The sequence below is a fragment of the Pseudonocardia thermophila genome (genome assembly GCF_900142365.1).
GTDB lineage: Bacteria > Actinomycetota > Actinomycetes > Mycobacteriales > Pseudonocardiaceae > Pseudonocardia > Pseudonocardia thermophila.
In genome coordinates this window covers 50306-76752 of sequence record NZ_FRAP01000020.1, presented here as the reverse complement: position 1 = coordinate 76752, position 26447 = coordinate 50306, and the positions used below count along the sequence as shown (strand labels likewise).

Annotated in this window: 23 protein-coding genes and 1 pseudogene; 14 read left to right on the top strand and 10 right to left on the bottom strand. The window is 71.4% G+C overall.

Annotated elements, in window-relative coordinates; all coding sequences use genetic code 11:
- Nucleotides 1-10: 10 nt before the first annotated feature.
- Nucleotides 11-1516 carry a glutamate-cysteine ligase family protein gene (locus BUE41_RS23360; protein WP_073459460.1) on the bottom strand — a complete coding sequence of 502 codons (1506 nt, stop codon included), beginning with the start codon at nt 1514-1516 and terminating at the stop codon, nt 11-13.
- Nucleotides 1517-1662: 146 nt separating this feature from the next.
- Here BUE41_RS23360 and BUE41_RS23355 point away from each other — a divergent pair, with 146 nt between their 5' ends.
- Both BUE41_RS23355 and BUE41_RS23350 read left to right on the top strand, forming a co-directional pair.
- On the top strand, nt 1663-2466 hold the full coding sequence (locus BUE41_RS23355) for a TrmH family RNA methyltransferase (RefSeq protein ID WP_073459459.1): 804 nt from the start codon (nt 1663-1665) through the stop codon (nt 2464-2466).
- Between the two features lie 21 nt (nt 2467-2487).
- A complete protein-coding gene (locus BUE41_RS23350; protein ID WP_084755697.1) occupies nt 2488-3021 on the top strand; it encodes a DUF2537 domain-containing protein in 534 nt (177 codons plus the stop codon).
- 15 nt (nt 3022-3036) lie between these two features.
- On the opposite strand, the gene sepH is transcribed toward BUE41_RS23350, so the two are convergent.
- The 3 genes from sepH to BUE41_RS23335 form a co-directional block, all read right to left on the bottom strand.
- Nucleotides 3037-4170: a septation protein SepH gene (sepH, locus tag BUE41_RS32515; RefSeq protein WP_073459457.1), complete on the bottom strand. Its 1134-nt coding sequence runs from the start codon at nt 4168-4170 to the stop codon at nt 3037-3039.
- A gap of 208 nt (nt 4171-4378) precedes the next feature.
- Nucleotides 4379-5509: a phosphoserine transaminase gene (gene serC / locus BUE41_RS23340; RefSeq protein WP_073459456.1), complete on the bottom strand. Its 1131-nt coding sequence runs from the start codon at nt 5507-5509 to the stop codon at nt 4379-4381.
- A gap of 39 nt (nt 5510-5548) precedes the next feature.
- Entirely contained in the window at nt 5549-6505 is a 957-nt protein-coding gene (locus tag BUE41_RS23335) for a GlxA family transcriptional regulator (RefSeq protein WP_073459455.1), read from the bottom strand.
- A 71-nt stretch (nt 6506-6576) separates the two neighbouring features.
- Here BUE41_RS23335 and BUE41_RS23330 point away from each other — a divergent pair, with 71 nt between their 5' ends.
- Nucleotides 6577-7851 carry an MFS transporter gene (locus BUE41_RS23330; protein WP_073459454.1) on the top strand — a complete coding sequence of 425 codons (1275 nt, stop codon included), beginning with the start codon at nt 6577-6579 and terminating at the stop codon, nt 7849-7851.
- Between the two features lie 51 nt (nt 7852-7902).
- Here BUE41_RS23330 and BUE41_RS23325 read toward each other — a convergent pair whose 3' ends face one another.
- A complete protein-coding gene (locus BUE41_RS23325; RefSeq protein WP_073459453.1) occupies nt 7903-9066 on the bottom strand; it encodes a citrate synthase 2 in 1164 nt (387 codons plus the stop codon).
- A gap of 164 nt (nt 9067-9230) precedes the next feature.
- On the opposite strand from BUE41_RS23325, the gene pdxH reads away from it, so the two are divergent.
- The 3 genes from pdxH to BUE41_RS31470 all read left to right on the top strand — a co-directional run bounded on the left by pdxH (nt 9231) and on the right by BUE41_RS31470 (nt 11588).
- Complete coding sequence (gene pdxH, locus BUE41_RS23320) at nt 9231-9881, top strand: pyridoxamine 5'-phosphate oxidase (RefSeq protein ID WP_073459452.1); 651 nt, start codon at nt 9231-9233, stop codon at nt 9879-9881.
- A 52-nt stretch (nt 9882-9933) separates the two neighbouring features.
- The gene (locus tag BUE41_RS23315; protein ID WP_073459451.1) at nt 9934-11223 is read left to right on the top strand and encodes an MFS transporter; all 1290 of its coding nucleotides are present in this window, start codon (nt 9934-9936) and stop codon (nt 11221-11223) included.
- Between the two features lie 125 nt (nt 11224-11348).
- Complete coding sequence (locus tag BUE41_RS31470) at nt 11349-11588, top strand: hypothetical protein (protein ID WP_200804084.1); 240 nt, start codon at nt 11349-11351, stop codon at nt 11586-11588.
- A 99-nt stretch (nt 11589-11687) separates the two neighbouring features.
- On the opposite strand, the pseudogene BUE41_RS33010 reads toward BUE41_RS31470, so the two are convergent.
- Nucleotides 11688-12233 (bottom strand): annotated as a pseudogene (locus BUE41_RS33010) (amino acid permease); the annotation flags it as partial.
- A 41-nt stretch (nt 12234-12274) separates the two neighbouring features.
- Nucleotides 12275-12826, bottom strand: coding sequence for an amino acid permease (locus BUE41_RS32505; protein WP_073459449.1), 552 nt, complete (start codon nt 12824-12826; stop codon nt 12275-12277).
- A gap of 452 nt (nt 12827-13278) precedes the next feature.
- On the opposite strand from BUE41_RS32505, the gene BUE41_RS23300 reads away from it, so the two are divergent.
- The 3 genes from BUE41_RS23300 (at nt 13279) to BUE41_RS23290 (ending at nt 15870) form a co-directional block, all read left to right on the top strand.
- Nucleotides 13279-14580: a citrate synthase gene (locus BUE41_RS23300; protein ID WP_073459448.1), complete on the top strand. Its 1302-nt coding sequence runs from the start codon at nt 13279-13281 to the stop codon at nt 14578-14580.
- A gap of 193 nt (nt 14581-14773) precedes the next feature.
- Nucleotides 14774-15457, top strand: a complete 684-nt coding sequence (locus BUE41_RS23295) for a sunset domain-containing protein (protein WP_073459447.1) — start codon at nt 14774-14776, stop codon at nt 15455-15457.
- A gap of 2 nt (nt 15458-15459) precedes the next feature.
- Nucleotides 15460-15870: a nitroreductase/quinone reductase family protein gene (locus tag BUE41_RS23290; protein ID WP_073459446.1), complete on the top strand. Its 411-nt coding sequence runs from the start codon at nt 15460-15462 to the stop codon at nt 15868-15870.
- On the opposite strand, the gene BUE41_RS23285 is transcribed toward BUE41_RS23290, so the two are convergent.
- From BUE41_RS23285 to BUE41_RS23275, 3 genes are read right to left on the bottom strand one after another with little or no spacing between them, the layout of a single operon-like run.
- A complete protein-coding gene (locus tag BUE41_RS23285) occupies nt 15867-17057 on the bottom strand; it encodes an ABC transporter permease (RefSeq protein WP_073459445.1) in 1191 nt (396 codons plus the stop codon). The genes BUE41_RS23290 and BUE41_RS23285 overlap by 4 nt on opposite strands.
- Nucleotides 17054-17956 (bottom strand): ABC transporter ATP-binding protein, encoded by a 903-nt coding sequence (locus tag BUE41_RS23280; protein WP_073459444.1) that lies wholly within the window; start codon nt 17954-17956, stop codon nt 17054-17056. The genes BUE41_RS23285 and BUE41_RS23280 overlap by 4 nt, the downstream gene beginning before the upstream one ends.
- A gap of 41 nt (nt 17957-17997) precedes the next feature.
- The gene (locus BUE41_RS23275) at nt 17998-19827 is read right to left on the bottom strand and encodes a sigma-54-dependent Fis family transcriptional regulator (RefSeq protein WP_073459443.1); all 1830 of its coding nucleotides are present in this window, start codon (nt 19825-19827) and stop codon (nt 17998-18000) included.
- Nucleotides 19828-20226: 399 nt separating this feature from the next.
- On the opposite strand from BUE41_RS23275, the gene BUE41_RS23270 reads away from it, so the two are divergent.
- From BUE41_RS23270 to groL, 5 genes are all read left to right on the top strand, one after another.
- Nucleotides 20227-21870 (top strand): ferritin family protein, encoded by a 1644-nt coding sequence (locus BUE41_RS23270; protein ID WP_073459442.1) that lies wholly within the window; start codon nt 20227-20229, stop codon nt 21868-21870.
- Between the two features lie 145 nt (nt 21871-22015).
- The gene (locus BUE41_RS23265) at nt 22016-23077 is read left to right on the top strand and encodes an FAD-binding oxidoreductase (RefSeq protein WP_073459441.1); all 1062 of its coding nucleotides are present in this window, start codon (nt 22016-22018) and stop codon (nt 23075-23077) included.
- Complete coding sequence (locus tag BUE41_RS23260) at nt 23074-24264, top strand: ferritin family protein (RefSeq protein WP_073459440.1); 1191 nt, start codon at nt 23074-23076, stop codon at nt 24262-24264. Before BUE41_RS23265 ends, BUE41_RS23260 begins: the two co-directional genes overlap by 4 nt.
- The gene (gene mimD, locus BUE41_RS23255; protein WP_073459439.1) at nt 24261-24638 is read left to right on the top strand and encodes a propane 2-monooxygenase effector subunit MimD; all 378 of its coding nucleotides are present in this window, start codon (nt 24261-24263) and stop codon (nt 24636-24638) included. Before BUE41_RS23260 ends, mimD begins: the two co-directional genes overlap by 4 nt.
- Before the next feature lie 119 nt (nt 24639-24757).
- Nucleotides 24758-26443, top strand: a complete 1686-nt coding sequence (gene groL, locus BUE41_RS23250; protein ID WP_073459438.1) for a chaperonin GroEL — start codon at nt 24758-24760, stop codon at nt 26441-26443.
- Nucleotides 26444-26447: the final 4 nt, after the last annotated feature.

Genomic DNA, 26447 nt, shown 5'->3' with positions numbered 1-26447 from the left:
AAGCGCCGGATCAGGGCAGCGGCCAGGTGTGGACCGGCTCGTTCGCCTGCGAGGCCGCCAGGTAGCCGTCCAGCATCGTCCGCAGCGCCTCCTGCCGCGAGTGCCCGCGGCTCTCCAGCGCGGCGACCGCGTCGAGCTGCCACGACGCACCCGAGCGCCGGGTCGCGCACCGCTGCTCGATCACCCCCAGGTAGCGATCGATCACCGAGCTCGCGACGCCCCAGCGGGTCAGGCCCTGAGCGGCGTCGGGCAGCAGCTTGCGCAGGATCAGCTCGTCGGGTCGGATCCAACCGGTGCCCGGCCAGTAGAGCGGTCCGTCCAGGCCGTGCCGGGCCGCGGTGGTGAAGTTCTCCTCCGCCGCCTCGAACGACATCGACGTCCACAGCGGGCGCTCGGCCTCCACCAGCCCGCGCAGCAGCCCGTAGAAGAACAGCGCGTTGGCGACCATGTCGATCGGGGTGGGGCCGGCCGGTAGCACCCGGTTCTCCACCCGCAGGTGCGGCTCCCCGTCGGCGACGTCGTAGACCGGCCGGTTCCACCGCCAGATGGTGCCGTTGTGCAGCCGCATCTCGTCGAGCGTCGGGATGCGGCCGGCGTCCAGCTCCTTCATCGGGTCGTCGTCCTGCGTGCGCGGCAGCAGCCCGGGGAAGTAGCGGCCGTTCTCGGCGAACAGGTCCAGCGCCGAGGTGATCCAGCGCTCCCCGAACCACACCCGCGGCCGTACGCCCTGGTTGCGCAGCTCCACCGAGCGCACGTCGCAGGCCTGCTCGAACAGCGGTACCCGCGTCTCCGCCCACAGCCGCGAGCCCAGCAGGAACGGCGAGTTGGCGCCCACCGCCAGCTGCACCCCGGCCAGGCACTGCGCGGCGTTCCAGTAGGCGGCGAACGAGTCCGGGTGCACCTGGAGGTGCAGCTGCAGCGACGTGCACGCCGCCTCAGGGGCGATCGAGTCGAAGTCGGCGGTCAGGTGGTCGGCGCCCAGCGGGTGCCTGCCCGACGCGTCGTCGCCGGCGATGTCGAGCCGGATCGGCTCGCCCCGCGCCGAGAGCAGCTGCTCGTTGAGCACGGTGTAGCGGGCGTCGGCGCACAGCGAGTCCTTCACCAGGTCGCTGCGCTGCAGCGTGGGCAGGATGCCGATCACGGCGAGCCGGGCCTTGTGGTCGGCCGCCGCGGCGCGCACCTTCGCCAGCTCGTCGACCAGCTGCTGTTCGAGCCGCAGCCACTCGTCGCCGGGCAGCGGCCGCGGCGGCAGGTTCAGCTCGAGGTTCCAGCGCCCCAGCTCGGTGGTGAACTCGGCCGCCCCCATCGTGTCGAGCACGTCCTGTCCGACGAGCGCGGGCCCGAGCGACTCGTCGACGAGGTTGAGCTCCAGCTCCAGGCCGGTCATCGGCTCGGCCTCCGCGAAGCGCTGCTCCCGCAGCATCACGGCGAGGGCCTCGACGCACCTCTGCACCTTGGCTCGGTAGTTCTGCCGATCCCGTCGACTGAAAGTGATCCGGTCGACGTCTTGGCCCACCGCGCACTGCCTCCTAGATGTTCCCCCCGGCCCCGCGAAGTGGCCGGGCGGTTGTCCACCGTGACATATCTGTGATCTCTTCGCTACGGCTGTACGGATGACGCCCTGCGCACGGTTCGCTCCGACGGGTGCGAACATCGCGGTCCGTGGCCACTCTCACGACGATCACCGACGCCGCCGATCCCCGGGTGGACGACTACCGCGACCTGACCGCGGCCGACCGCCGCCCGGACCGCCCCGGCGGCCGCGGCCTGGTGATCGCCGAGGGGGTCGTCGTCGTGCGCAGGCTGCTGGACTCGCCGTACCCGGTGCGGTCGCTGCTGGGAGTGCCCCGGCGGCTGGAGGAGCTGGCCGACGACCTCGCCGGCCTGGACGTGCCCGCCTACGCCACCGACGCCGAGACGATGGCGCGGGTCGTCGGGTTCCACCTCAACCGCGGCGTGCTCGCCGTCGCCGACCGGGCCCCGCAGCCGGCCCCGGCCGAGCTGGTGCGCACCGCGAGCACCGTCGCCGTCCTGGAGGGCGTGAACGACCACGAGAACCTCGGCTCGATCTTCCGCAACGCCGCCGGGCTCGGCGTCGACGCGGTCTTGCTCGGGCCGCGCTGCTCCGATCCGCTGTACCGGCGCAGCGTGCGCGTCTCCATGGGGCACGTGCTGCGGGTGCCGTTCGCGACGCTCGACGGGCTCTGGCCGGCGTCACTGGACCTGCTGCGGGACGCGGGCCTGCGGATCGTCGCGCTGACCCCGGCTGCCGATGCGGTGCCGCTGCGGGAGGCGGGCCTGGCCGGTGCGCGGGCCGCGCTGCTGCTCGGCGCCGAGGGGCCGGGCCTGACCCCGGAGGCGCTCAAGGCCGCGGACCTGCGGGTGCGCATCCCGATGGCCGAGGGGGTGGACTCCCTCAACGTCGCCACCGCGGCGGCGATCGCCTTCTACGCGGTGCAGCGCTGAGCCTGCCTCTAGGGTGTGCGCGTGGAGCTCGGCGACCGGCAACCCGGCGACCCACCGCTGCCGGCGGACCTGCAGGCCGCCGTCGACGAGTGGGTGACCTACGCCGGCGCGGTCGCCCGGTCCGGCCGGCCGGAGGAGCTGGAGCTGCTGCGCCGGCGCGGGCGCCAGCTCGCCTCCCGGGTCTCCGGGGTGCTCGGCCGCCCGGTGGAGTTCGTCGATCCGGTCAACGGGGCCGTGGAGCACGTGACGGTCGGCACCGGGCCGCTGCCCCGGCTGCGGGAACCCACCGGGCCGACGCCGTGGGGCACCGGCCTGGTGATCTCCGGGTTCACGGGGGTGTTCGTCGCACTCGCCGATGTGACGCTGTGCTGGGCGTTCGCGGACGCGTTCGGTGCCGTGTGGGTGCCGGCGAACCTGCTCGTCTGCTTCGGCCTGGCGCCGAGCCTGTGGCTGATGCGCCGGTTCGCGGTGTGGCGCTGGTTCGCCTACGGCGCCGCCGCGGGGCTCGCAGCGGCGTGGATCGTGCTCCTGCTGGGTTCCTTGGGGCCGGGCTGAACCCCGCTGCCGGCATCAGCGCTGGCCGCGAACCCCCAGCAGCACCTCGTCCCACGACGGCATGACCGGCTTGCCCTTCTTCGTCCGCTTCGGCGGCTGCTTCTCCGGCGCGGCGGGTGGGGGCTCGGGCGCCGGCTCGGGCTGCGCCGCGGGCGGTTCCGGCTCCGGAGCAGGTGGTGCAGGCGTTGTCGACGGCGCTGTCTCGGCGGCGGCCGGGGGCTCGGTATCCGGCTGTGCGGCATCCGGCGGGGCGGGCGGTGGCGTGGGTGCCGCGGGTGGCGGTGCTGGTGGCGGGGTGGGCGACGCCGTACGGGTGGCCGGCCGCGTGGTCGGCGGGGGAGCCGACTCGATCGGGTCGGCCTGGCGCGGCGCGGGCGGGCCCGCGTGCCGGTGCTCGGCGGCGCGGGTGGCCGGGGGCACCCCGGCGTGGTGGCCGGGTACATCGGTGCCGTCGGCGGTGCGGCGGCCGACCACCCGGACCTCGTCGTGGCCGGTGCCCGGGCCGTCGGCTCCGGGGCGGGCCATGTCGATGACCGCGGCCGTGCGCAGCTGCCGCTGCGGCAACCCCTCGACGAGGTCGCTCGCGTGCTCGTCGATCGCGGTGACGGTGCCGCCGTGCGCGCCGGGCTGGAACGTCCAGTGCGCGACGTTCTCCGACCGTCCTGCCCGCCAGGACAGGCTGACGATCCAGCGGCCGTCCTCGCCCTTCCAGGAGTCCCACTCGACGCCGGAGTACTCCAGCCCGCGCAGGCTGAACGTGTGCGCGACGACCTCGCCGAGCGTCCGCGAGTCGGGAGCGCCGTCGGTCCGCACCGGGTGCGCGTACTGCGCCAATTCGGCCGTGCGGGATCTCTCCAGCAGGACCGGGTAGGCGAACCGTTCGATCTTCGCCACCGGGACGCCCGCGGCGGCCGCAACCTGTTCCACGGACGCGCCCGCGCGGATTCGTGCCTGGATCTCGCGTGGCCGCAACTGGCTCTCCAACTCGATCGAGATCTGTCCGAGCCGCGTCAGGTCGCCTCGGGCGGCGGCGCGCAGCTTCTCGTCGGCGGGGACGATGAAGCGCTCCTCCTTGTGGGCGGGATCCTCGAGGACGACGGAGAGCACCCCGTTGTCCTCGGTGATGCCGACGACCCGTAGCGCGCGCATCTGATCCCCTGCCGCCCCGCTGTCTCGTGTACTTCTCCCCGTCCGAGTGACGGTAGATGCCGAATCGCAACCCGCCTCGGAGGCGCGCCGAACCGACATCCCCCGGTTCGGGGGGTACAACCGTGGACCCCGCCATGTCGGGCACACAACGTGGTGCCACCCAAACTATCGGTGACGCCCCGCTGTTGATCACTCCGGAGCGGGAGGTTCACCCGATGCGGTCGACCACCCAGTCGATGCACGCGGTCAGGGCGGCGACGTCGGCCGGGTCCACGGCCGGGAACATGCCGATGCGCAGCTGGTTGCGGCCGAGCTTGCGGTACGGCTCGGTGTCGACGACGCCGTTGGCGCGCAGCACCTTCGCCACCTTCGCCGCATCCACCTCGTCGACGAAGTCGATGGTGCCGACGACCTGCGAGCGCAGCGCCGGGTCGGCGACGAACGGAGTGGCGAACTCCGACTTCTCCGCCCACGTGTAGAGCGTCGTCGACGACTGCCGGGTGCGGGCGACGCAGGCGTCGAGGCCGCCGATGCCGAGCATCCACTCGATCTGCTCGGCCATCATGATCAGCGTGGCGATCGCCGGGGTGTTGTAGGTCTGGTCCTTCAGCGAGTTGTCCATCGCCGTGGCCAGGGACAGGAACGGCGGGATCCAGCGGTCCGACGCGGCGATCTCCGCGGCGCGCTGCAGCGCGGCCGGGCTCATCAGCGCGATCCACAGCCCGCCGTCGGCGGCGAAGCCCTTCTGCGGGGCGAAGTAGTACGCGTCGGCGTTGCGGATGTCGACCGGCAGCCCGCCCGCGCCGGACGTCGCGTCGATCAGCACGAGCTGGTCGGAGCTGGCCGACGTCGGCCGCACCACCGGCACGGCGACCCCGGTCGAGGTCTCGTTGTGCGCCCATGCCACCACGTCGCAGCTCGGGTCGCTGGTGGGCTCCGGGGCCGAGCCCGGCTCGGCCTTCACCACGACGGGGTCGGCGAGGAAGGGCGCGCCCTTCGTCGAGTCGGCGAACTTCGCCGAGAACTCGCCGTACACCAGGTGCAGGGAGCGCTCCTTGACCAGCCCGAACGCAGCGGCGTCCCAGAACGCGGTGGAGCCGCCGTTGCCGAGCACGACCTCGTAGCCGTCGGGGAGCGAGAACAGCTCACGCAGCCCGGTGCGCACCCGCCGCACGATCGACTTGACCGGCTCCTGCCGGTGCGAGGTGCCCAGCACGTCGCCGGCCGCGGCGAGCGCCTGCACCTGCTCGGGCCGGACCTTCGACGGGCCGCACCCGAACCGGCCGTCGGCGGGGAGGAGATCGGCGGGGATCGTGAGTTCGGCGGTCACGTCAGCCATCCTCGCATCCGCACCGGGCTCGTCGCGGCGTGCGGGTGGTCACCCCGCCCGGTCGCCCCGGTACGTCCTCCGGTACGCCAGCGGGGCCACCCCGATCGCGGCGTGCAGGTGCTGGCGCAGCGACGCGGTGGTGCCGAACCCGGCCTCGGCGGCGACCCGCTCGACCGGCAGATCAGTCTCCTCGAGCAGCTGCCGGGCCCGCTCCACCCGTCGGCCGATCAGCCACTGGGCCGGGCTCTGGCCCGTCTCCCGGCGGAACCGGCGGGTGAACGTGCGCACGCTGGTGCGGGCGTGGGCGGCGAGATCGGCGACGGTGAGCGGCTCGGTGAGGTGCTCCAGCGCCCACGCCTGGGTGGCGGCGGTGCTGCTGCCGCGCGGCTCGGGCAGCGGCTCGGCGAACTGGCTCTGCCCGCCCTCCCGCCACGGCGCGACGACGGACCGGCGGGCCACCCGCGCAGCGACGGCGGCGCCGTGGTCGCGGCGCACGAGGTGCAGCAGCAGGTCGATGCCGGCGGCGTTGCCGGCGGAGGTCAGCACGTCGCCCTCGTCGACGTAGAGCACGTCGGGATCGAGCTCGACCCGGGGGAACAGCCGCCGGAAGTGCTCGGCGTACATCCAGTGCGTGGTGGCCCGGCGCCCGTCGAGCCGCCCGGCGGCGGCGAGCACGAACGCGCCCGTGCAGATCGACACCAGCCGAGCGTCGAGCCCGGCCAGGGCCGCCGCGAGCTCGTCGGCGAGCTCGCCGCGCCGCACGGCGGGGTGGTCGGACACGCCCGGGATCACCACGGTGTCGGCCTCGCGCAGGATCGCCGCGTCGTGGTCGGGCAGCACCGTGTACTCGGCCGACGTGCGGACCGGCCCGCCGTCCAGGCTCGCGGTGCGCACCCGGTAGAGCGGGCGCCCGTCGGCGCCCACGGCGCTCCCGAGGAACTTGTGGGGCAGCCCCAGCTCGAACCCGATCACGCTCGGCAGGGCCAGCACCGCGACCTCGTACATGGCCTGATCCTTGCAGATATTGTCCTTTCGGCCACTGGTTCGTGATCGGACGGTGGGTGAGGGTGGATCCGATGTCCGTGATCTCCGCTCACCGCTCCCGCCGCGTCCACCCCGCGTGGTGGGTCGCCGCGGCCACGTTCCTGGCCCTCGTCGGCGCCGCCGGGTTCCGCGCCGTCCCGGGCGTGCTGCTCGATCCGCTGCAGGCCGAGTTCGGCTGGTCGACGGCCACGGTCTCGCTCGCCACCGCCGTGAACATGGCGCTCTACGGCTTGACGGCGCCGTTCGCGGCCGCGCTGATGGAGCGGTTCGGGATCCGGCCGGTGATCACCTCAGCGCTGCTGGTGGTCTCCGCCGGTAGCGGCCTGACCGTCTTCATGACGGCCAGCTGGCAGCTGGTGCTGTGCTGGGGCGTGCTCGTCGGGCTGGGCACGGGCTCCATGGCGCTGGCGCTGGTCGCGACCGTCACCGGGCGCTGGTTCGTCGCCCGCCGCGGGCTGGTCTCCGGTGTGCTGACGGCGTCCGGGGCGGCTGGTGGGTTGGTCTTCCTGCCGCTCGTCGCGCACGTCGCGCAGGACCAGGGCTGGCGGGCGGCATCGCTGTGGGTGGCGTCCGCTGCGCTCGCGGTGGTCCCGGTGGTGCTGGTGTTCGTGCGGGAGCGGCCGGCCGACGTCGGCGTCGCGCCCTACGGCGGCACGCCCGAGGACGACGTGCCCCCGGTGCGCACCGGCGCGGCGCGCACCGCCCTGCGGGGCCTCGCCACGGGCGTGCGCACCCGCGCGTTCTGGTACCTGGCCGTCGGGATGGTGATCTGCGGCGCGACGACGATGGGCCTGATCCAGCCGCACTTCGTGCCCGCCGCGCACGACCACGGCATGCCGGTCACCGCGGCCGCGGGCCTGCTCGCGCTGGTCGGGATCTTCGACCTGGCCGGAACCGTCGCCTCGGGCTGGCTGACCGACCGGGTCGATCCGCGTCTGCTGCTGCTCGCCTACTACGTGCTGCGCGGATGGGCGCTGCTCGCGCTGCCGGTGCTGTTCGGCCCGTCCGTGGAGCCGCCGATGCTCGCCTTCATCGTCTTCTACGGGTTGGACTGGGTGGCGACCATCCCGCCCACCCTGGCGCTGTGCCGGGAGGCGTTCGGCGCCGCCGCACCGGTGCTCTTCGGCTGGGTGTTCGCCGGGCACCAGGTCGGGGCCGCGTTGATGGCGCTGATCGCCGGCGTCGTCCGGGACGAGCTGGGCAGCTACGACCTCGCCTGGTACGCGGGCGGCGCGGTGTGCGTGCTGGCCGGGGTGATCTCGCTGTTCGTGCCGCGCCGGCGGGTGGTCGCGCCGGTCGCGCCGTGACGGGCGACGGTCCTCCCACTCGGGGGCGGGAGGACCGTCGCGGTCACCGGCTCACAGGTGGGCGATCTCGTCCCAGCCCTCGACCTCCTCGGGCCTGCGCGGGCCGGGGCCGACGTACTGGGCGGACGGGCGCACGAGCTTGTTCTCGCGCTTCTGCTCCAGGATGTGCGCGCTCCACCCGGCGGTGCGGGCGCTGGTGAACATCGCCGGCATCATGTGCGGCGGCACCTCGGCGAAGTCGAGGATCACCGCGGCCCAGAACTCGACGTTCGTCTCGATCGGGTGGTCGGGCCGCCGCTCGCGCAGGATCTTCAGCGCGGCCTGCTCCAGCGCGGCCGCGACCTCGTAGCGGGGCGCGTTGAGCTCCTTGCAGGTGCGGCGCAGCACCCGGGCCCGCGGGTCCTCGGCGCGGTAGACCCGGTGGCCGAAGCCCATGAGCTTCTCCTTGCGGTCGAGGATGCCCTTGACCAGACCCTCCGGGTCGCCGGTCCGCTCGACCTCCTCGATCATCGGCAGCACCCGGGCCGGCGCGCCGCCGTGCAGCGGGCCGGACATCGCGCCGATCGCGCCGGAGAGCGCCGCGGCCACGTCGGCGCCCGTGGAGGCGATCACCCGCGCGGTGAACGTGGAGGCGTTCATGCCGTGCTCGGCGGCGGAGACCCAGTAGGCGTCGATCGCCTTGATGTGCGCCGGGTCGGGCTCACCGCGCCAGCGGGTCATGAAGCGCTCGGTGATCGTCGTGCACTCGTCGATGCGCTTCTGCGGCACGGCCGGCACGCCGATGCCGCGCGCGGACTGGGCGACGTAGGACAGCGCCATCACCGAGGCCCTGGCCAGCTGCTCGCGGGCTTCCTCCACGGACGTGTCGAGCAGCGGCCGGTACCCCCAGTACGGTGCGAGCATCGCCAGCGCCGCCTGCACGTCGACGCGGACGTCGCCGGTGTGGACCGGGATCGGGAACGGCTCGGCGGGCGGCAGGCCGGGCCCGAAGCGCCCGTCCACCAGCAGCGCCCACACGTTGCCGAACGTGACCTTGCCCACCAGGTCCTCGATGTCGACGCCGCGGTACCGCAGCGCCCCGCCGTCCTTGTCGGGCTCGGCGATCTGCGTTCGGAAGGCGATCTGCCCCTCGAGACCGGGCTTGAACCCGGGCGGGGGCGGGGGTACCTCCCAGTCGCCCGACTCCGACTTCGGCTCCGTTGGCGCAGCGGTCACCGCGACCTCCTCGTTGTGGTCCCCTGACGCGGGCGGTCAGCCCCTGATCGCAGGGTGCTCGACGGCTAACGTGGTTGGCGTCACCCTGCCCCCCGGCGCCGCCACCTGCAACGGTGCAAGGGGGTGGCATCTGTCACCGGGTTTCGCCGTGAGACGGGGAGTGGATGGACGAGCCGCAGCTGGCCGGTATGCGCGTGGCCTACGACACGCCGGGGTTCGACGTCGGCGATCTGGCTCCCACCTGGCACGAACAGCTCGCCAGATGGCTGGCCGAGGCCGAGGCCGCCGGGGTCGCGGAGGCGAACGCGATGGTGCTGGCCACCGTCGACGAGGAGGGGCGGCCGAGCTCGCGCACCGTGCTGTGCAAGGGCCTCGACGAGCGCGGCGTGGTGTTCTACAGCAACTACACCTCGGCGAAGAGCCACCACCTGCGCACCTCCCGGTACGCGTCGGTGACGTTCCCCTGGTACCTGGTGCACCGGCAGGTGCACGTCCGCGGCCCGGTGGAGCGGGTCTCCCCGGCGGAGACGCAGGCGTACTGGGCGACGCGCCCGCGCGGCTCGCAGCTGGGCGCGTGGGCGTCGGCGCAGTCGACGGTGGTGCGCGACCGGCGCGCGCTCGACGAGGCGCTGGCCGCCACCGCGGCGCGGTTCGGGGGCCAGGAGGTGCCGGTGCCGCCGCACTGGGGCGGCTGGCGGATCGTCCCCGAGCAGGTGGAGTTCTGGCAGGGGCGGGCCGACCGGATGCACGACCGGCTGCGCTTCGAGGTCGATCCCACCTCGCGCGAGTGGACCGTCCACCGGCTCGCGCCGTGACGCACGTTGCGGTGTCCGAATTCGCCTCGCCGATCGTGGTAGGTCTCGGGGAGTGACAGCTTCCGAGCCACGCACCCGGCTGCGCCGGGTGCGTGGCGTGCTCGCGGACACCCGGCCGCTGCGGACGCCTGCCTACCGGCGGCTGTGGCTCGCCGCGATCGTCACCACGATCGGGGCGCAGCTGACCGTCGTGGCGGTGCCGTACCAGCTGTTCCAGCTCACCGACTCCTCGGCGTGGGTCGGGCTGACGGGCCTCTTCGGCCTGGTGCCGCTGATCGTGTTCGGTCTGTGGGGCGGAGCGATCGCCGACGTCGTCGACCGGCGGGCGCTGATGCTGGTCACCGTCTCCGGCATCGCGGTGACGTCGCTGCTGCTGTTCGTGACCGCCGCGACCGGCGTGGGCGGACCGTGGCTGGTGCTGGTGCTGTTCGGGGTGCAGACCGCGTTCATCGCCGTCGACCAGCCGACCCGGCGGGCGGTGCTGCCGCGGATCCTGCCCGAGGAGCAGCTGCCCGCCGCCAACGCGCTGACGATGACGGTGTTCCAGACCGGTGCGGTCGTCGGCCCGCTGCTGGCGGGTGCGCTGATCCCGGTGATCGGGCTGCCCGCGCTGTACCTGATCGACGCGATCGCGCTCACCGCCACGCTGTGGGCGTCGTGGCGGCTGCCGCGCATGCCCGTCGACCGCACCTCGGACGCGCGCCCGCGGGCTGGGCTGCGCGAGATCGCCGCGGGCTTCCGCTACGCGGCGATGCACAAGGTCCTGCTGGTGTCGTTCCTGATCGACATCGTGGCGATGGGCTTCGGCATGCCCCGCGCGGTGTTCCCCGAGCTCGCCGAGACGCAGTTCGCCGAGCCGCTCGGCAGCGACGCGGCGCTGGGTGCGCTCTACGCGGCGATCCCGATCGGGATGGTGGTGGCCGGGCTGTTCTCCGGCTGGCTCTCCCGGATCCGCCGGCAGGGTGTCGCCGTCGCGGCGTCGATCGGCGTGTGGGGGATCGGTGTCGCGCTGTTCGGGATGACCGGGTCGATCTTCCTCGCCGTCGCGTTCCTCGCGATCGCCGGAGCCGGCGACCTGGTCAGCTCGGTCTACCGGTCCTCGATGCTGCAGTCGGTGGCCACCGACGAGATGCGCGGCCGCATGCAGGGCGTGTTCATCGTGGTGGTGGCCGGCGGGCCGCGCCTGGCCGACCTGTGGCACGGAGCCGCGGCCGACTGGATCGGTCCGGGCGTCGCGGCCGCGGTGGGCGGGATCGCGACGCTGGTCGCGGCCGCCGCCGTGCTGGTCGCCTTCCCGGCGTTCTGGCGGTTCCGGGTCGACGAGCCCGGCGCCAAGGCGTAGCGGTCAGCGCTCGGTGCGGAGGTCGAGCGCCGGGTCGCGCCGCGGGCCGGTGCAACCGGCGGGCCGAGACCGCGTACCAGCCGCCCACCAGCGCCAGCGCGCCGAGCACCGCGACCGGCGCGTAGTTGACGTACTCCCAGGAGGACTCCGCGGTGCCCGGGATGCCGCGCGGGGAGAACAGCAGCGCGAACAGCACGCACACGACGATGACCCACAGCACGGCCAGCGGCGAGACCCAGCGGTGGTGGCCGCGCAGCGTCCACTCGCCCGCTGCGAACGCCCGGCCCCGCCGGATCCGCAGCAGGATCGGGATCCCGTACCCGACGTGCAGTGCGATCACCGCGATCGAGGCGCTCGCCGGGTAGCCGATCGGGCCGACGGCCGGCGTCGGCAGCAGCAGCACCCCAGGCCGCGAGGCAGACTGCGCGCACGGCGTTCACCGGCGTCCGCCGGGTCGAGACCCGCCGCCAGACGGGGGAGAACGGCACGGCGCGGTCGCGGGAGAACGCGAACGTCGTCCGCGACGCCGCCGTGACCGCGGCGGCGCCGCAGAACAGCTGTGCGACCACCGCGACGAGCAGCAGGAACCCCGCCCAGGTCGGGCCCATCGCCGTCCGCCGGATGTGGACCACGGCGATCTGGCCCGCCCGCGCGGTGGACGGCGGATCGACGAGCACGTACGTGATCGCCACCGGCAAGGCGAACCCGAACACCACCGCGACGACGACCGAGGCCACCACGCCGCGGGCCACCGCGCGGGACGCCGAGCGGGTCTCTTCGGCGAGGTGCGCCGACGCGGCGTAGCCGGTGAGCGTGAACTGCGCCATCTGCAGGACGAGCCCGAACACGAAGAAGAGCGCGGTGTCGGGGAACCCGGAGTTGTTCACGACCTCGCCGAAGACGAACGCGACCGACTGGTGCTCGCGCGGCACCACCACCAGCCGCACCACGATCAGCGCGACGCCGGCCATGTGCCACCACGCCGACACCGAGTTGAGCAGCGAGAGCACGTTGAGGTTCGCCAGGTTGAGCACCAGGTGCAGCGCGACGATCAGCGTGCAGACGACGAGATCGTCGGGCCGTCGGTGCCGACCGCGCCGGGGAACCCCAGGTTGAGCAGCGCCGTGGTGGAGATCGCCGCGCCGTGGCAGGCGGCGGCCGTGAGCGCGACCAGTCCGATCAGGTTGAACCACCCGGTGAACCAGCCCCACGCCCGGCCGCCCAGCTTCGCCGCCCAGTAGTGCAGCGCGCCCGCGGTGGGTATCGCCGAGGCGATCTCGGTCAGCGCCATCGCCACCACGCCGCAGAAGGCACTGACGAGCAGCCAGCCCCAGGTGATGACGACCGGGCCGCCGTTGGCGAGCGCGACGTGGTAGGAGGTCAGGCACCCGGCGAGCACCGAGACGACCATGAACGAGATCGCGAAGTTCGCGAACCCGCCGAACCCGCGGTGCAGCGTGCGGGGATAGCCCAACCGGGTGAGCAGGGCCTCGTCAGGATCGATCCCGGCGACGGCGGCGCCGGTCGCGGGGCCGGCGTCGTAGCGGCGCGCGAGTGCCGCCGGCGGGGGCGTGTGCGTGTCCGCGAGCGGTGCTCGTGTCATCCCGATGTCGCTCCCCCGATGCTCTGGGAGGCCGATCGCCACGGGCATGGTGCGACGGAGAGCAGACGAATTGCCGCTGAACGAGTGAACAGCGCTGCCGTAGATCACCAAATCGGTGACTATTCGTGATGACTCCGGCTGGGCCCGGTCACGATCACGAGCCTCGCGCACGGCCGCGACCGAACCTGCACCCGGCCGATGCGGGCCGTCCGGTCCTCGTCGGCGGGTGCGGGTGGACGCTGCGAGCGTCGATCCAGGAGGGCGCCGGCCGACAGGCGCGGGGCCAGCCGGCCGAGCGGCGCACACCACATCGGACCAGGGGTGGAACGCTCCTGACCGGCGCCGGAGGGCCGCGGCGTCCGGTAGATCACACGCCTCACCGGGCGCATCTGCGCTCCGGCGCACTAGCGTTGCACCGAACCCGGCAACCTTCAGTGCGAGGGAACCTCCACATGTCCGACGAGACCACCACGGCCGTCCTGCGAGTAGGCACGGACGAGTACGAGCTGCCGATCCAGCAGGCGACCGAGGGGGCAGATGCCTTCGACATCAACAAGCTGCTGTCCCAGGCGGGGATGACCGCGCTGGACTACGGCTACGGGAACACCGCGTCCTGCCGGTCGGCGATCACCTACATCGACGGCGACGCGGGCATCCTCCGCTACCGCGGATACCCGATCGAGCAGCTTGCCGAGAAGTCCACTTTCCTCGAGACCAGCTATCTGCTCATCTACGGCGAGCTGCCCACGCAGTCCGAACTGGACTCGTTCACCAACAAGATCCGGCGGCACACGCTGCTGCACGAGGACCTGAAGCGGTTCTTCGACGGATTCCCCCGGGACGCGCACCCCATGCCGGTGCTGTCCAGTGCCGTCAGCGCGCTCTCGACCTTCTACCAGGACTCGCTCGACCCGTTCGACCAGGAGGCGGTCGAGCTCTCGACCGTCCGGCTGCTGGCGAAGGTGCCGACGATCGCGGCCTACGCCTACAAGAAGTCGGTCGGCCAGCCGTTCCTCTACCCGGACAACTCGCTCGGCCTGGTCGAGAACTTCCTGCGGATGACCTTCGGCTTCCCCGCTGAGCCGTACGAGGTCGACCCGGTCTTCGTCAAGGCACTGGACACCCTGCTGATCCTGCACGCCGACCACGAGCAGAACTGCTCCACCTCGACGGTGCGGATGGTCGGCTCGTCGCAGGCCAACCTCTTCGCCTCGATCTCCGCCGGCGTGAACGCCCTGTTCGGCCCGCTGCACGGCGGCGCCAACCAGGCCGTGCTGGAGATGCTGCAGCGGATCGAGCGCGAGTTCGAGGGCGACGTCGACAAGTTCGTCGAGCGGGTCAAGAACAAGGAGGACAAGAGCGCCCGGCTGATGGGCTTCGGCCACCGGGTGTACAAGAACTACGACCCGCGGGCGAAGATCATCAAGCAGCAGGCCGACGAGATCCTCAAGGGCCTCGGCGTCAACGACCCGCTGCTCGACATCGCGATGCGCCTGGAGGAGCGGGCACTCGCCGACGACTACTTCATCGAGCGCAAGCTCTACCCGAACGTCGACTTCTACACCGGTGTCATCTACCGGGCCATGGGCTTCCCCACCCGGATGTTCACGGTGCTGTTCGCGCTCGGCCGGCTCCCCGGCTGGATCGCCCACAGGCGCGAGATGATCAACGACCCGACCACGCGGATCGGGCGCCCGCGCCAGCTCTACGTCGGGGCCACCAAGCGGGACTACGTGGAGATGTCCGCCCGCTGAGGCGCCCGGCCACTGCTGCCCTGACGACGCAACGAACGGCACTCTCGTCTACTCCGAGTGGACGAGAGTGCCGTTCGTCCACGTTCGGGACCGATCCCGACACCGATCCCGACGCTGCCCGTTCGAGCAGGTGAGGGGCCCTCGCACGGCCCGGGCTCGATAAGGTCCGGGCAGCGACGAGAGGAGGTCGAGGATGGCGGAGCGGAGGAGGCCGCGCCGGCGTCGCACGTGGATCCTGCTGCTGGCCGCGATCGCGATCGGTGCCTGGCTCGTACGGTCGCGCCGGGCCGTCGAACCGCAGCCGTGGGACCCGCCGATGCCCGTCCCGACGACGCCACCGGACGCCGCCGAGGCGATCGAACCCGAACCGGTGCCGACCGAGCCGCCGCTGGCCGAGATGCAGCCGCCCGCGCTGCCGGCTGCCGTGCCCACCGCCGAACCCAGGGTCGTCGAGCCCAGTGGGCCCGAGCTCAACGGTGCCGGACCGGCCGAGCCCGCACCCGACCCGCTCTTCACCCCCGCCCCGCCGGACGAGCCCGTCACGCCGCCGGAGCCGGGACCGAACCCGCTGTCCACCGAGGACCCGGCCGGGGAACCGGGTCCGGAATCGGCCCCGGAACCAGCTCCGGAACCGGCGGCCAACCCCTTGTTCACCCCGGCGCCGCCCGAGGAGCCCGCGAAGGGTGTTCCCGCCCTGCCGGACGGCTCCCCGCCCGGCCCGGAGTTCGTGATCAAGGGCAACGCCGGGTCGAAGCTGTTCCACACCGAGGACAGCCCGTACTTCCGCCGGACGAAGGCCGAGGTGTGGTTCCGCACCGAGGAGGAGGCCGTCGCGGCGGGCTACACCAAGTGGAACCGCCGCCGAACCAAGCGTTGACCATGGACATCCGCGAGATCAACCGCACGGTGATCACCCGCTTCCGCGCCGGCGAGGACCCGGAGGGGATGCACCGCGACCGGTTGCTCCTGCTCACGACCACCGGACGGCGCAGCGGCACCCCGCACACCGCGCCCATGGCGTTCTTCCGGCACGGCGACACCCCGGTCGTGTTCGCCTCGAACATGGGCGCGGCGCAGCACCCGCAGTGGTACCGCAACCTGCTGGCCGATCCGCACGTCACCGTCGAGCTGCCGGACGAGACCTACCAGGGCAGGGCCCGCACCGCTGCCGGCGAGGAGCGGGCTCGGCTGTGGGCGATGGCGGTCGAGCAGTACCCCTTCCTGCCCGACCACCAGCAGAAGGCGGGGGAGCGGGAGATCCCGCTCGTCGTCCTCGAGCGGGCCGGCTAGGCCGCCCGGCCCAGCGCCTCCCGCAGCGACACCCGCGCCCCGGTCCGCAGCACCGAGTTGCGGTACACCCGCCCGGCCAGCCGCACCACCACGACGATCGCCACCAGTGCCAGCAGCGCGGCGATCCCCACTTCCCACAGCTCCGCGGTGCCGAGCGCGTAGCGGGCCGGCATCACGGTCTGGGAGAAGAACGGGATGTAGGACAGCACCGTCGCCAGCGGGTTGCGCGGGTCGCCTGGCAGCAGGTTCACGGTGAGGATGAACGGGATGAGCAGCAGGAAGATCATCGGTGCGACCACCGAGTTGAGCTCCTCCTGACGGGACACCGTGGACCCGATCGCGGCGTAGAGCGAGGCGAACAGGAAGAACCCGAGCAGGTACCAGACGAGCACCATCGCGAACATGCCCAGCGCGGCGCCGGGCAGCGTGAGCAGGCCGAACGAGATCCCGGCGATCGCCGCGATCCCGCCGAGCACCACCAGGTTGAGCAGCCCGACCGCGCCCAGCCCGATGATCTTGCCGGCGAGCAGCTCCCACGGTTTGATCGTGGCCAGCAGCAGCTCCACCACGCGGCTCTGCTTCTCCTCGACGACGCCGGTGGCGACCAGCTGCCCGTAGCCGGAGAGCGAGATGAACAGCAGCACCGTGCCGACGATCGCCAGCGCCAGCCGCTGCCCGCGGTCCGGGTCGACGGGCTCGAGGGTCTCCTCCGCCACCGTGCTGCGCGCCTCGAGCGCGTCCGGGTCGGTGCCCGCCGCGCGCAGCGCTTCCGTCAGCTCCGTCTGGCGCACCGCCGTGCCGACGACCGCGGCGAGCCGCTCGTCCACCGCGTCCCGCCCGAGCAGGGTGTAGCGGCCGCCCGGGTCGGCGACCAGCAGCCCGTCGAGCTCGTCGGCGGCGAGCGCGGAGCGCCCGGCGGCCTCGGCGACGTCGCGGATCTCCAGCGTCAGGTCCTGCGTGCGGGCGGTCGCCTCCAGCGCGGGCGCGAGTGCGGAGGCGCCGGGGGTGACCCCCAAGGTGCTCGTCGACTGCTGCCCGGCGATGAACGCCGAGATCGCGCCGACCACGCCGAACAGCACGATCGTGACGATCAGGCCGATGACGAAGCTGCGCGAGCGCACCTGCGTGACGAACTCCCGCTTGGCCACCAGGCGGATCGCCTCGACGGACGACAGCGGCGCGCTCATCGGGCCCGCTCCGGCGCGGCGGCCGACACAACGTCGCGGTAGACCTCGGTGAGCGGGGGCCGGTGCCGGCGGAACTCGTGCACCGGGCCCGCGGCGAGCGCGGCGGCGAGCACCTGCTGGTCGTCGGCCCCCAGGAGGCGCACGGTCGTGCGGGTGCCGGCGGCCGCCACCACCTGCACCCCGGGTAGTGCGTCGGCCCAGCCGGCGGGCGGTCCCTCCACGACCAGGACGACGCCGTGGTCGCGGTCGCGCAGCTCCTCCACGGTGCCGACGGCGACCATCCGCCCGTCGGCGATGATCCCGATCCGGTCGCAGAGCCGCTCGACGAGATCGAGCTGGTGGCTGGAGAACACCGTGGGGATGCCGCCGTCGGCCTTGTCGCGCAGGACCTTGCTCATCACCTCGACGGCGGTCGGGTCCAGCCCGGAGAACGGCTCGTCGAGCACGAGCACCTCCGGGTCGTGCACCAGCGCGGCGGCGAGCTGCACCCGCTGCTGGTTGCCGAGGGAGAGCTTCTGCACCTCGTCGCCGAGCCGTGAGGCGATGCCCAGCCGTTCGGTCCAGTGCCGAGTGGAGCTGCGTGCCTCGCCCGGGCCGAGCCCGTGCAGCCGCGCCAGGTACTGCAGGTGGTCCTCCACCTTCATCTTGGGGTAGAGGCCGCGCTCCTCCGGCATGTAGCCGATGCGCCTGCGCACGTCCGCGTCGATCGGCGCGTCCTTCCAGCGCACCTCGCCGGAGTCGGCGGCGAGCACGCCCAGGACGATCCGCATCGTCGTGGTCTTGCCCGCGCCGTTGCTGCCCACGAACCCGAACACCTCGCCCGGCCGCACCGTGAACGAGACGTCGGACAGCACCGTGCGGGTACCGAACCGCTTGCTGATCCCCCGGATGTCCAGCACGAGGGGACCCTAGAGCACGGGCTCCGCCCGGCCCACCGGCCTCAGTGCCGTGATCGCCGCCCGCCACCCGGTTCGGTGATCGTGGTCGAGATGCCGTAGCCGCGGATCTTGCGGTAGATCGTCGCCCGCGACATGCCCAGGTGCCGGGCCGCCTCCGCCTTGTTGCCGTCGTTGTCGATCAGCGCGTCGACGATCGCGTCGCACTCGATCGCCTCCAGCGGCGTGAGCACTCGGCGGGTGATCGCGCGGGTCTCCGGCGGCAGGTCGTCGGGCATCAGCACCCCGGCGCGGCGGCGGGCCACGGTCTTGCGCAGCACCTGGTAGAGCTGCTCGACGTTGCCCGGCCAGCGGTTGCGCATGAGCACCCGCAGCGCGGCGGGGGAGCAGGTGAGCTCCGATCCGCGGGTCAGCCGCGCGATCAGGTGCGGCACCAGCTCCTCGACGTCCTCCAGCCGGTGCCGCAGCGGTGGCACCTCGACCGTGCGGGGAAAGAACTCCAGCAGGTCGACGCCGTCGTCGCCGAGCGGCAGCCCCTCCGGCCCGACGGTCGCCACGACCCAGGGGTCAGGCGACTCGCGGTGCGGTTCGAGCACCTCGGTGAGCGCTTGTCGGCCCTCGGGGCCCAGCTCGTCGAGGTGGGTGAGGACCAGCACCCCTGCCCCGTTGTCCAGCTCGGCCGCCACGTCGGCGATCCAGCGCGGGCCGTACTCGCGCGCGTCCAGCACCCGCAGGTGCGACGCGGGCGCGCGCATCTGGTGCGCAGCCTTCGCCAGCGTGGTCTTCCCGACGCCCGGCTCGCCCTGCAGGACGAGCCACTCCCGGCTGCGGAAGTGCCGGTCGGCGGCCTGGCAGCACTTCTGCCACAGCAGGCTGGAGCCGACGGCGGCGGTCGGCACCGGGGTGGACGCCTGCGCCGAGCGCCGGGAGTGCTGGGCCGGGGCGGATGTGGCCAGCTGCACGTTCAGCACGCCACCCGCGGCGCCGCGGTCGACCCAGCTGGGCCGGCACTGCACCCGGGCGACCGCCCCGCTGGGCAGGTCGAGCATGAGCAACCGCTGCCCTGAGGTGAGCGCTTCCGTGGCCGCGTTGATCAGCACGAGCTGGTCGGCCGGGGTGATCGTCTCGCGTGCGACGTCGTTCATCATCACGACGTCCGGGCCGACGGCGATCACCGCGCCGCGGGCGCGCCGCGCGGTGGTGAGGTAGTCGTGCAGCAGCGCCAGCTCACGCGGTCCGGATTGATCCAGGAGCGCCGACTCGATCTGGCGGGCGATCCGCGACACCGTGGTGGCCATGAACCGCCCGGCATCGGGCCGCCAGCAGGTCAGGTCGACGACTCCGAGCAGCTTGCCGCTGACCGGGTGCCAGATCGGCGCGCCCGCGCAGGCGAACGGGGCGAGCGGCTCGACGTAGTGCTCGTAGCCGAACACCTCGGCGGGCCGGCGGCCCTCCAGGGCGGTGCCGATGCCGTTGGTGCCGACGTACTTCTCGGCGTAGCTGAACCCCGGCGCGAGCCAGATCCGGTCCAGCGCCTGGCGCAGCTCGGAGTCGCCGGTCCGGCGGTCGAGGACCACGCCGTCGGCGTCGGTGAGGATCACGCTGACCGGTTCGGTGGCCAGCTCGTCGGAGATGTCGTTCAGGATCGGGCTCGCCGCGCGCACCAGCGGCGAGTCGGGTTCGAGGTCCCAGTCGTCGCTCAGTTCGACGCTGTGGACCGGGATCGCCCATTCCCGCGAGCGTGCCCACGACGCCAGGATCGTGTCGCGGACGATCCCGGTGGGCACGACGTCGTCCACGAGGAACGACGTCCGAGCACGAAGCAGCTGGTCACCCGTCAGCTCTGCCGGGTGATCGGATGTCCCGTCGGTCACGCGCCCCAAGCGGTGCCCTCCTCGGCGCAGCTCACGTTCCGTCGCGATGCGGAAGCTGGTGCACCTGAAGCTACTCGCTGCCGGGGCTCACGGACAGCATGCAGACGAAGGCTCATCGTCTCATATTGAGACCTCAGCCCGGCAGTGAGGGCGGTGTGATTCCGAGCACGAGGGAACCGCAACGGTGCTGGCCCACGCACCGGGACCGCTGCTGCACCTCGGGTCCTCCAGCGGCCGGCGCCACCCGCGCACGGCTCGGTTCGCGAGAGGGGGCGCACAGGAGGGACGAGCTGACGCTCCCGTCCTCCGGCCCGGTGGGGCCGGCGGACGGCCCGCGGGGCGGAACGCGCACTTCCTCAGCCCACCACCATGTGAGGAGACGACGTGAGTCGGCAGAGCTTGGCAAAGGCTCACCAGAAGATCCAGGAGCTCTCCTGGGAGCCGCAGTACCACGAGCCGTACATGAAGTACGGAACCGACTACACCTTCCGCAAGGCAGCGAAGAAGGACCCGCTCAAGCAGGTCCTCCGGTCGTACTTCCCCATGCAGGAGGAGAAGGACCACCGGGTCTACGGCGCGCAGGACGGCGCCATCCGCGGGAACATGTTCCGGCAGGTGCAGGAGCGCTGGCTGGAGTGGCAGAAGCTGTTCCTGTCCATCATTCCGCTGCCCGAGATCTCCGCTGCCCGGTCCATGCCGATGCTGTTCCACGCGGTACCGAACCCGGAACTGCACAACGGCCAGGCGATTCAGATGATCGACGAGGTCCGGCACTCGACGATCCAGCAGAACCTGAAGCGCCTCTACATGAACAACTACATCGATCCCGCGGGCTTCAACAACACCCTGCGTGGCTTCCACGGCGACTACTGCGGCACCATCGGCCGGCAGTTCGCGGAAGGCTTCATCACCGGTGACGCGATCACCGCGGCCAGCATCTACCTGACGATCGTGGCCGAGACGGCGTTCACGAACACCCTGTTCGTGGCCATGCCGGCCGAGGCGGCGGCCAACGGCGACTACCTGCTGCCCACCGTGTTCCACTCGGTCCAGTCCGACGAGTCGCGCCACATCTCCAACGGTTACGCGACGCTGCTGATGGCCCTGTCCGACGAGGACAACCGCCAGCTGCTCGAGCGCGACCTGCGCTACGCGTGGTGGAACAACCACCGCGTCGTCGACGCCGCCATCGGTACCTTCATCGAGTACGGCACGAAGGACCGCCGCAAGGACCGCGAGTCGTACGCGGAGATGTGGCGCCGCTGGATCTACGACGACTACTACCGGGCCTACCTGATCCCGCTGGAGAAGTACGGCCTGGTGGTTCCGCACGACCTGGTCGAGGAATCCTGGAAGCAGATCTGGGAGAAGGGCTACGTCCACGAGGTGGCGCAGTTCTTCGCTACCGGGTGGCTGGCGAACTACTGGCGAATCGACAGCATGACTGACGAGGACTTCGAGTGGTTCGAGTACAAGTACCCGGGCTGGTACGACAAGTACGGCAAGTGGTGGGAGAACTACAACCGCCTCGCGCTGCCCAACGGGCACAACCCGATCGTGTTCGAGGACGTCGACTACGTCTACCCGCACCGCTGCTGGACCTGCATGGTCCCGTGCCTGGTGCGTGAGGACATGGTCATGCAGGAGGTCGACGGCCAGTGGCGGACCTACTGCCACGAGGTGTGCCGGTGGACCGACGCCGAGGCGTTCCGGCCGGTGTACCAGGGTCGCGAGACCCCGAACATGGGCAAGCTGGTCGGCCACCGCGAGTGGGAGACGCTCTACCACGGCTGGAACTGGGCGGACGTCGTCTCCGACATGGGCTTCGTCCGCGACGACGGCAAGACGATGACGGCGCAGCCGCACCTGAACCTCGACCCGTCGAAGATGTGGACGCTCGACCACCTGCGGCGCTGCCCGCCGCTGCAGAGCCCGAACGTGCTCCTGAACGAGATGACCGACGAGGAACGCGCCGCCTTCGTCGACGACTACCACCGTCAGGGGCCCGCGGGACGTCCGGCGCCGAAGGCCGATGCCCGATAGGGCCGGCTGCCTGATCGCCTGAGCGCGGGTCAGGCGAGGGGGGAGGGCCCCGCGGGGCCCTCCCCCTGCTCGATCCTGCGCGCAAACCGGTCCGCCGGTTGGTTCACCCGGGTCCCCGCCCGAATCCAGATGAGGACACACATACATGGGAGAGAAGCACGTCGTCCGGTTCGAACCGGTCGGCATCGAGATCGAGGTCGACGAGGACCAGACGATCCTGCGCGCGGCCGCCGAGAACGGCGTCCAGCTCATGCACGGCTGCAAGGAAGGGCAGTGCGCGGCCTGCAAGTCGTTCGTGCTCGAGGGTGACATGGACGACATCGAGCTCGACCGCTACTCGACGTTCGCTCTTCCCGACTACGAGAAGGAGGAGGGCTCCACGCTCCTCTGCCGGGCGCACGCCTACGGCGATCTCGTCATCGAGCTGCTGCAGTACGACGAGGAGATCATCCGCAACGGCCTGCCGCTGACGCGCGGCGTGGTCGAGGTCGTCGCGATCGAGCCGGTCACGCACGACATGCGCCACCTCGTGGTCAAGCTGGTGGAACCGGCTGAGATCAAGTTCTTCCCGGGCCAGTACATGGACTTCCTGGTCCCGGGCACGGACGAGACCCGGTCGTTCTCCATGGCGAACACCCCGAACCGGGAAGGGATCTTCGAGTTCGTCGTCAAGGTCTACCCGGACGGGCTGTTCTCGCAGTTCCTCGACACGCGACTGCAGGTGGGGGACCGGCTGGAGGTCGAGGCCCCGTTCGGGACCTTCACCCTCCGGGAGAACCGGACGTCGGACATCGTCTTCGTCGGCGGCGGTGCCGGGATGGCGCCGGTGCTCGGCCTGCTGCGGTCGATGGCCGAGCGCGGCGTGCAGCGCCGAGCGAGGTTCTACTACGGCGCACGCACCACGAGGGACCTGTGCTTCGAGAAGGAGCTCGCTGAGCTCGGCGAGAAGCTCTTCGACTTCACCTTCGTACCCGCCCTCTCCGAGCCGGATCCCGGTGAGGAATGGGACGGCCACGTCGGGCTCATCACCGAGGTGGTCAAGAAGAACGAGACGAGTCTGGAGGGAATGGATGCCTACGTCTGCGGTCCGCCGCCGATGGTGGACGCGGCGATCGTGACGCTGACCGCACTGGGCGTGAACGAACACAACATCTATTACGACAAGTTCACCACCACCGGTGAACAAGAAGGCGAGGACGGCCAATGACCACCACCGAGCGGCCCGAACGCAGCGTTCCGAAGCCCGTCTTCACCGACGCGGAAGCCGGTGCGCGCGAATTCCCCGACTCCGGCCCGAGTGCGCGTCGGTACAACTACTTCAAGCCGGCGAAGCGCAAGCAGACCCACTACGAGGACGTCACCGTCGAGGTGCAGCCCGATCCGCGGCATTACCTGTCGCAAGGTTGGATCTACGGTTTCGCCGACGGGTCGGCCGGCTACCCGCTCAACTGGACGAAGTTGAAGGCCTGGGGCGTCGACGACCCTGAGCCGCAGCGCGGCATCGGATCCGGAGGGCTGCCGAAGGACTTCTCCTGGCCCGCCCACGGCTGGCACGAGTTCCGCGATCCCAACGAAGAGTGGGAGATGACGTTCTACCGCTACAACGCGAACGTCGTGCGGCAGATCAACCAGAACGTCGAGAACGCGCGCCAGGCCAAGGCGTTCGACCAGTGGACGGAGAACTGGAAGCGCTTCGTCGAGCGCAACGTCGGTGCCTGGATGCACATCGAGCACATCATCGGGCTGTACGTGTTCGCGGCGTGCAACCGGTCCGGCCCGACGAACATGCACAACACCGCGATGGCGGTGAACAGCATGCACAAGATCCGGTTCGCGCAGGACCTCGCCCTCTACAACCTCACGCTCTCCGAGGAGATCGAGGGCTTCGACGGCGCCGCGCACATCGCGGCGTGGGACTCCGACGCCGAGTGGCAGGGCGCCCGGGCCCTGACCGAGGCGCTCACGGCCGTCGAGGACGACTGGGGCGAGTCGGTGTTCGCCACGAACGTCGTGTTCGAGCCGCTGATCGGGGAGCTGTTCCGCTCCAACCTGGTCATGCAGTCCGCGGCTCCCAACGGCGACTTCGTCACCCCGACGGTGTTCGGCGCCGGCGAGTACGACTACGCCCAGCGCGACCTGCGCTGGACGATCGCCTGCTTCGCCCCGCTCACCGAGGACCGCGAGTTCGCCGACCACAACAAGCAGCTCATGCAGAGCTGGTTGGCGAAGTGGGTGCCGCAGGCGCTCGACGCCGCCCGGAAGATGCAGCCGCTGTGGTCGCAGCCCGACGCCAAGCCGCCGCGTTTCGAGGACTCGCTGGACAAGGCGAAGAACCGGTTCGCCGGGATCTGCACCGATCTCGGTCTGACCCCTCCCGAGGAGCTGAAGCAGTGACGACCTTCAAGGCGCCGGAAAGCCCGTTCAAGGCCGACAACACCGCGTCCGGTAAGGCCGGTGTCACACTGATGAACAACCAGATCGGTGTGGTCGTGGCCGATGTCATGAAGAAGCACGACAACGTCACGGTGACCTACCTGCCGTCGATGATCCGGGTCGACTGCGTAGGCCGGATGGACTTCGTCTACTCCGAGATCTCCGAAGCCCTCGGCGAGGACGAAGGGTTCTTCGACGCCGCCGAGTTCGAGGAGAACATGTCGACCCACTACGGGAAGATGATCCACATGGATGACCGGACGGTGATGTTCGGGAACCTCGAGGAGGCCGCCGCGTTCATCGGCGACATGCTCCCGCCCGAGGTCAGCCGGTAATCATCCAGCACGTCCGGCCGGGTCGTCGTCCGTGGGCAGACACGGGCGACGACCCGGGCTCGTTGTTCCGCACCCGCGCCGCAGACCAACGTTGAGCAACTTTTCCAGGAGGACGATTCATGGCCAAGGAACTACGTTTTGGTGAGGAGGCACGCCGGTTGTTGCAGGCCGGGGTGGATCAGCTCGCCGAAGCCGTCAAGAGCACACTCGGGCCGAAGGGCCGCAACGTCATCCTGGAGAAGATCACCGGGACACCGGAGGTCACCAACGACGGCGTCACGATCGCGCGGGAGATCCACCTGCGCGATCCGTTCGAGAACATGGGCGCCCAGATCCTCAAGGAAGCCGCCGTCAAGACCAACGACACCGTCGGCGACGGCACGACGACCGCCACCGTGATCGCTCAGGCGATCGTGCGCGCCGGCATGAAGGCGATCGCCGACGGCGGCAACCCGGTGCTGGTCAAGCGCGGCATCGACCTGGCCGTCGCCACGATCGTCGACCGGCTGGCCGAGGTCGCGCACCCGGTGTCGAGCGAGGAGGACCTCGCCCGCGTCGCGGCGATCTCCGCCAACGACGACGAGACGATCGGCCGCGTCGTGGCCCGGACCCTGCACACCGTCGGCGACGAGGGTGTCATCTCCGTCGACGACGGCCCGGTGCCGGGCATCACGGTGAACTTCGTCGAGGACTTCGAGTTCGACAACGGCTACGTCTCGCCGTACCTGGTCACCGATCCCGGCTCGATGACGGCCGTGCTCGACGATCCGTACCTGCTGTTCTCCGCGGAGAAGATCTCCGACGTCCGCACGCTGATGCCGGTGCTCGAACGGATCATGCGCAACCCGAAGCCGCTGGTCATCGTGGCCGAGAAGGTGGAGGGCACGGCGCTGCAGATGCTCGTGCACAACCACGTGAACGGCCACATCAAGGTCACCGCGATCCAGGCGCCCGGCTTCGGCGAGAAGCGGGTGCACCTGCTGGAGGACATGGCCGCGCTCTGCGGCGGCAAGGTGCACTCGAAGGCGGCGGCGTTCGCGCTGGAGCAGATGGGGCCGGAGCACCTGGGCACCGCGCGGCAGGTCCGTGCCACGAACGAGCGGACTGTGTTCATCGGGGGCGGGGGTGATCCGGGTCGGTTGGAGCAGCGGCTGGCGCAGCTGCGGGCCGAGCTGTCGCGGGCGGTCATCGGCACCGACCAGGACTGGCTATCGGACCGCATCGCGCGGCTGTCCGGCAAGGCGGCGATCGTGCTGGTCGGTGCGCCGACGAACGCGGAGCTGAAGGAGATCCGCCACCGCGTCGACGACTCGCTGCAGGCCACGCGGGCCGCGATGGCCGAGGGCATCGTCGCGGGCGGCGGCGCGGCGCTGCTGCACGCCGAGCCGGCGCTCGACGCGCTCGACGTGACCGGGGACTACCGCATCGGCGTGGAGATCGTGCGGACGTCGCTCACCGAGCCGGTGCACCTGATCGCCGAGAACGCCGGCTACGACGGCGACTCGGTGGTCAAGCAGGTGACCGCGCTCGGTGTCGACGAGGGCTTCGACGCGCTGGAGGGCCGCTTCGGCGACATGGTCGAGCTGGGCATCATCGATCCGCTGCGGGTCGTCCGCTCCGCCCTGCAGAACGGCGCGTCCGTGGCCGGGCTGATCCTCACCACCAACTCGCTGGTGGCTGAGGAGCAGACGCCGTGGAACAAGGCGCTCATGACCGAGTTCGGTCAGTTGGACGAGGGCATCCCGCAGCCGTCGCCGGACTCCAGCACTCCGCAGTCGCTGGGTCTCGGCCCGTCCATGGGCTGAGCCG

What these genes read in the sequence shown, in the direction of transcription:
- sepH (WP_073459457.1), bottom strand. Translation starts at nt 4,170, where the DNA reads ATGCGCGCGCTACGGGTCGTCGGCATCACCGAGGACAACGGGGTGCTC.
- serC (WP_073459456.1), bottom strand. Translation starts at nt 5,509, where the DNA reads ATGGCTGACGTGACCGCCGAACTCACGATCCCCGCCGATCTCCTCCCC.
- BUE41_RS23335 (WP_073459455.1), bottom strand. Translation starts at nt 6,505, where the DNA reads ATGTACGAGGTCGCGGTGCTGGCCCTGCCGAGCGTGATCGGGTTCGAG.
- BUE41_RS23330 (WP_073459454.1), top strand. Translation starts at nt 6,577, where the DNA reads ATGTCCGTGATCTCCGCTCACCGCTCCCGCCGCGTCCACCCCGCGTGG.
- pdxH (WP_073459452.1), top strand. Translation starts at nt 9,231, where the DNA reads ATGGACGAGCCGCAGCTGGCCGGTATGCGCGTGGCCTACGACACGCCG.
- BUE41_RS32505 (WP_073459449.1), bottom strand. Translation starts at nt 12,826, where the DNA reads ATGACACGAGCACCGCTCGCGGACACGCACACGCCCCCGCCGGCGGCA.
- BUE41_RS23300 (WP_073459448.1), top strand. Translation starts at nt 13,279, where the DNA reads ATGTCCGACGAGACCACCACGGCCGTCCTGCGAGTAGGCACGGACGAG.
- BUE41_RS23295 (WP_073459447.1), top strand. Translation starts at nt 14,774, where the DNA reads ATGGCGGAGCGGAGGAGGCCGCGCCGGCGTCGCACGTGGATCCTGCTG.
- BUE41_RS23290 (WP_073459446.1), top strand. Translation starts at nt 15,460, where the DNA reads ATGGACATCCGCGAGATCAACCGCACGGTGATCACCCGCTTCCGCGCC.
- BUE41_RS23285 (WP_073459445.1), bottom strand. Translation starts at nt 17,057, where the DNA reads ATGAGCGCGCCGCTGTCGTCCGTCGAGGCGATCCGCCTGGTGGCCAAG.
- BUE41_RS23265 (WP_073459441.1), top strand. Translation starts at nt 22,016, where the DNA reads ATGGGAGAGAAGCACGTCGTCCGGTTCGAACCGGTCGGCATCGAGATC.
- BUE41_RS23260 (WP_073459440.1), top strand. Translation starts at nt 23,074, where the DNA reads ATGACCACCACCGAGCGGCCCGAACGCAGCGTTCCGAAGCCCGTCTTC.
- groL (WP_073459438.1), top strand. Translation starts at nt 24,758, where the DNA reads ATGGCCAAGGAACTACGTTTTGGTGAGGAGGCACGCCGGTTGTTGCAG.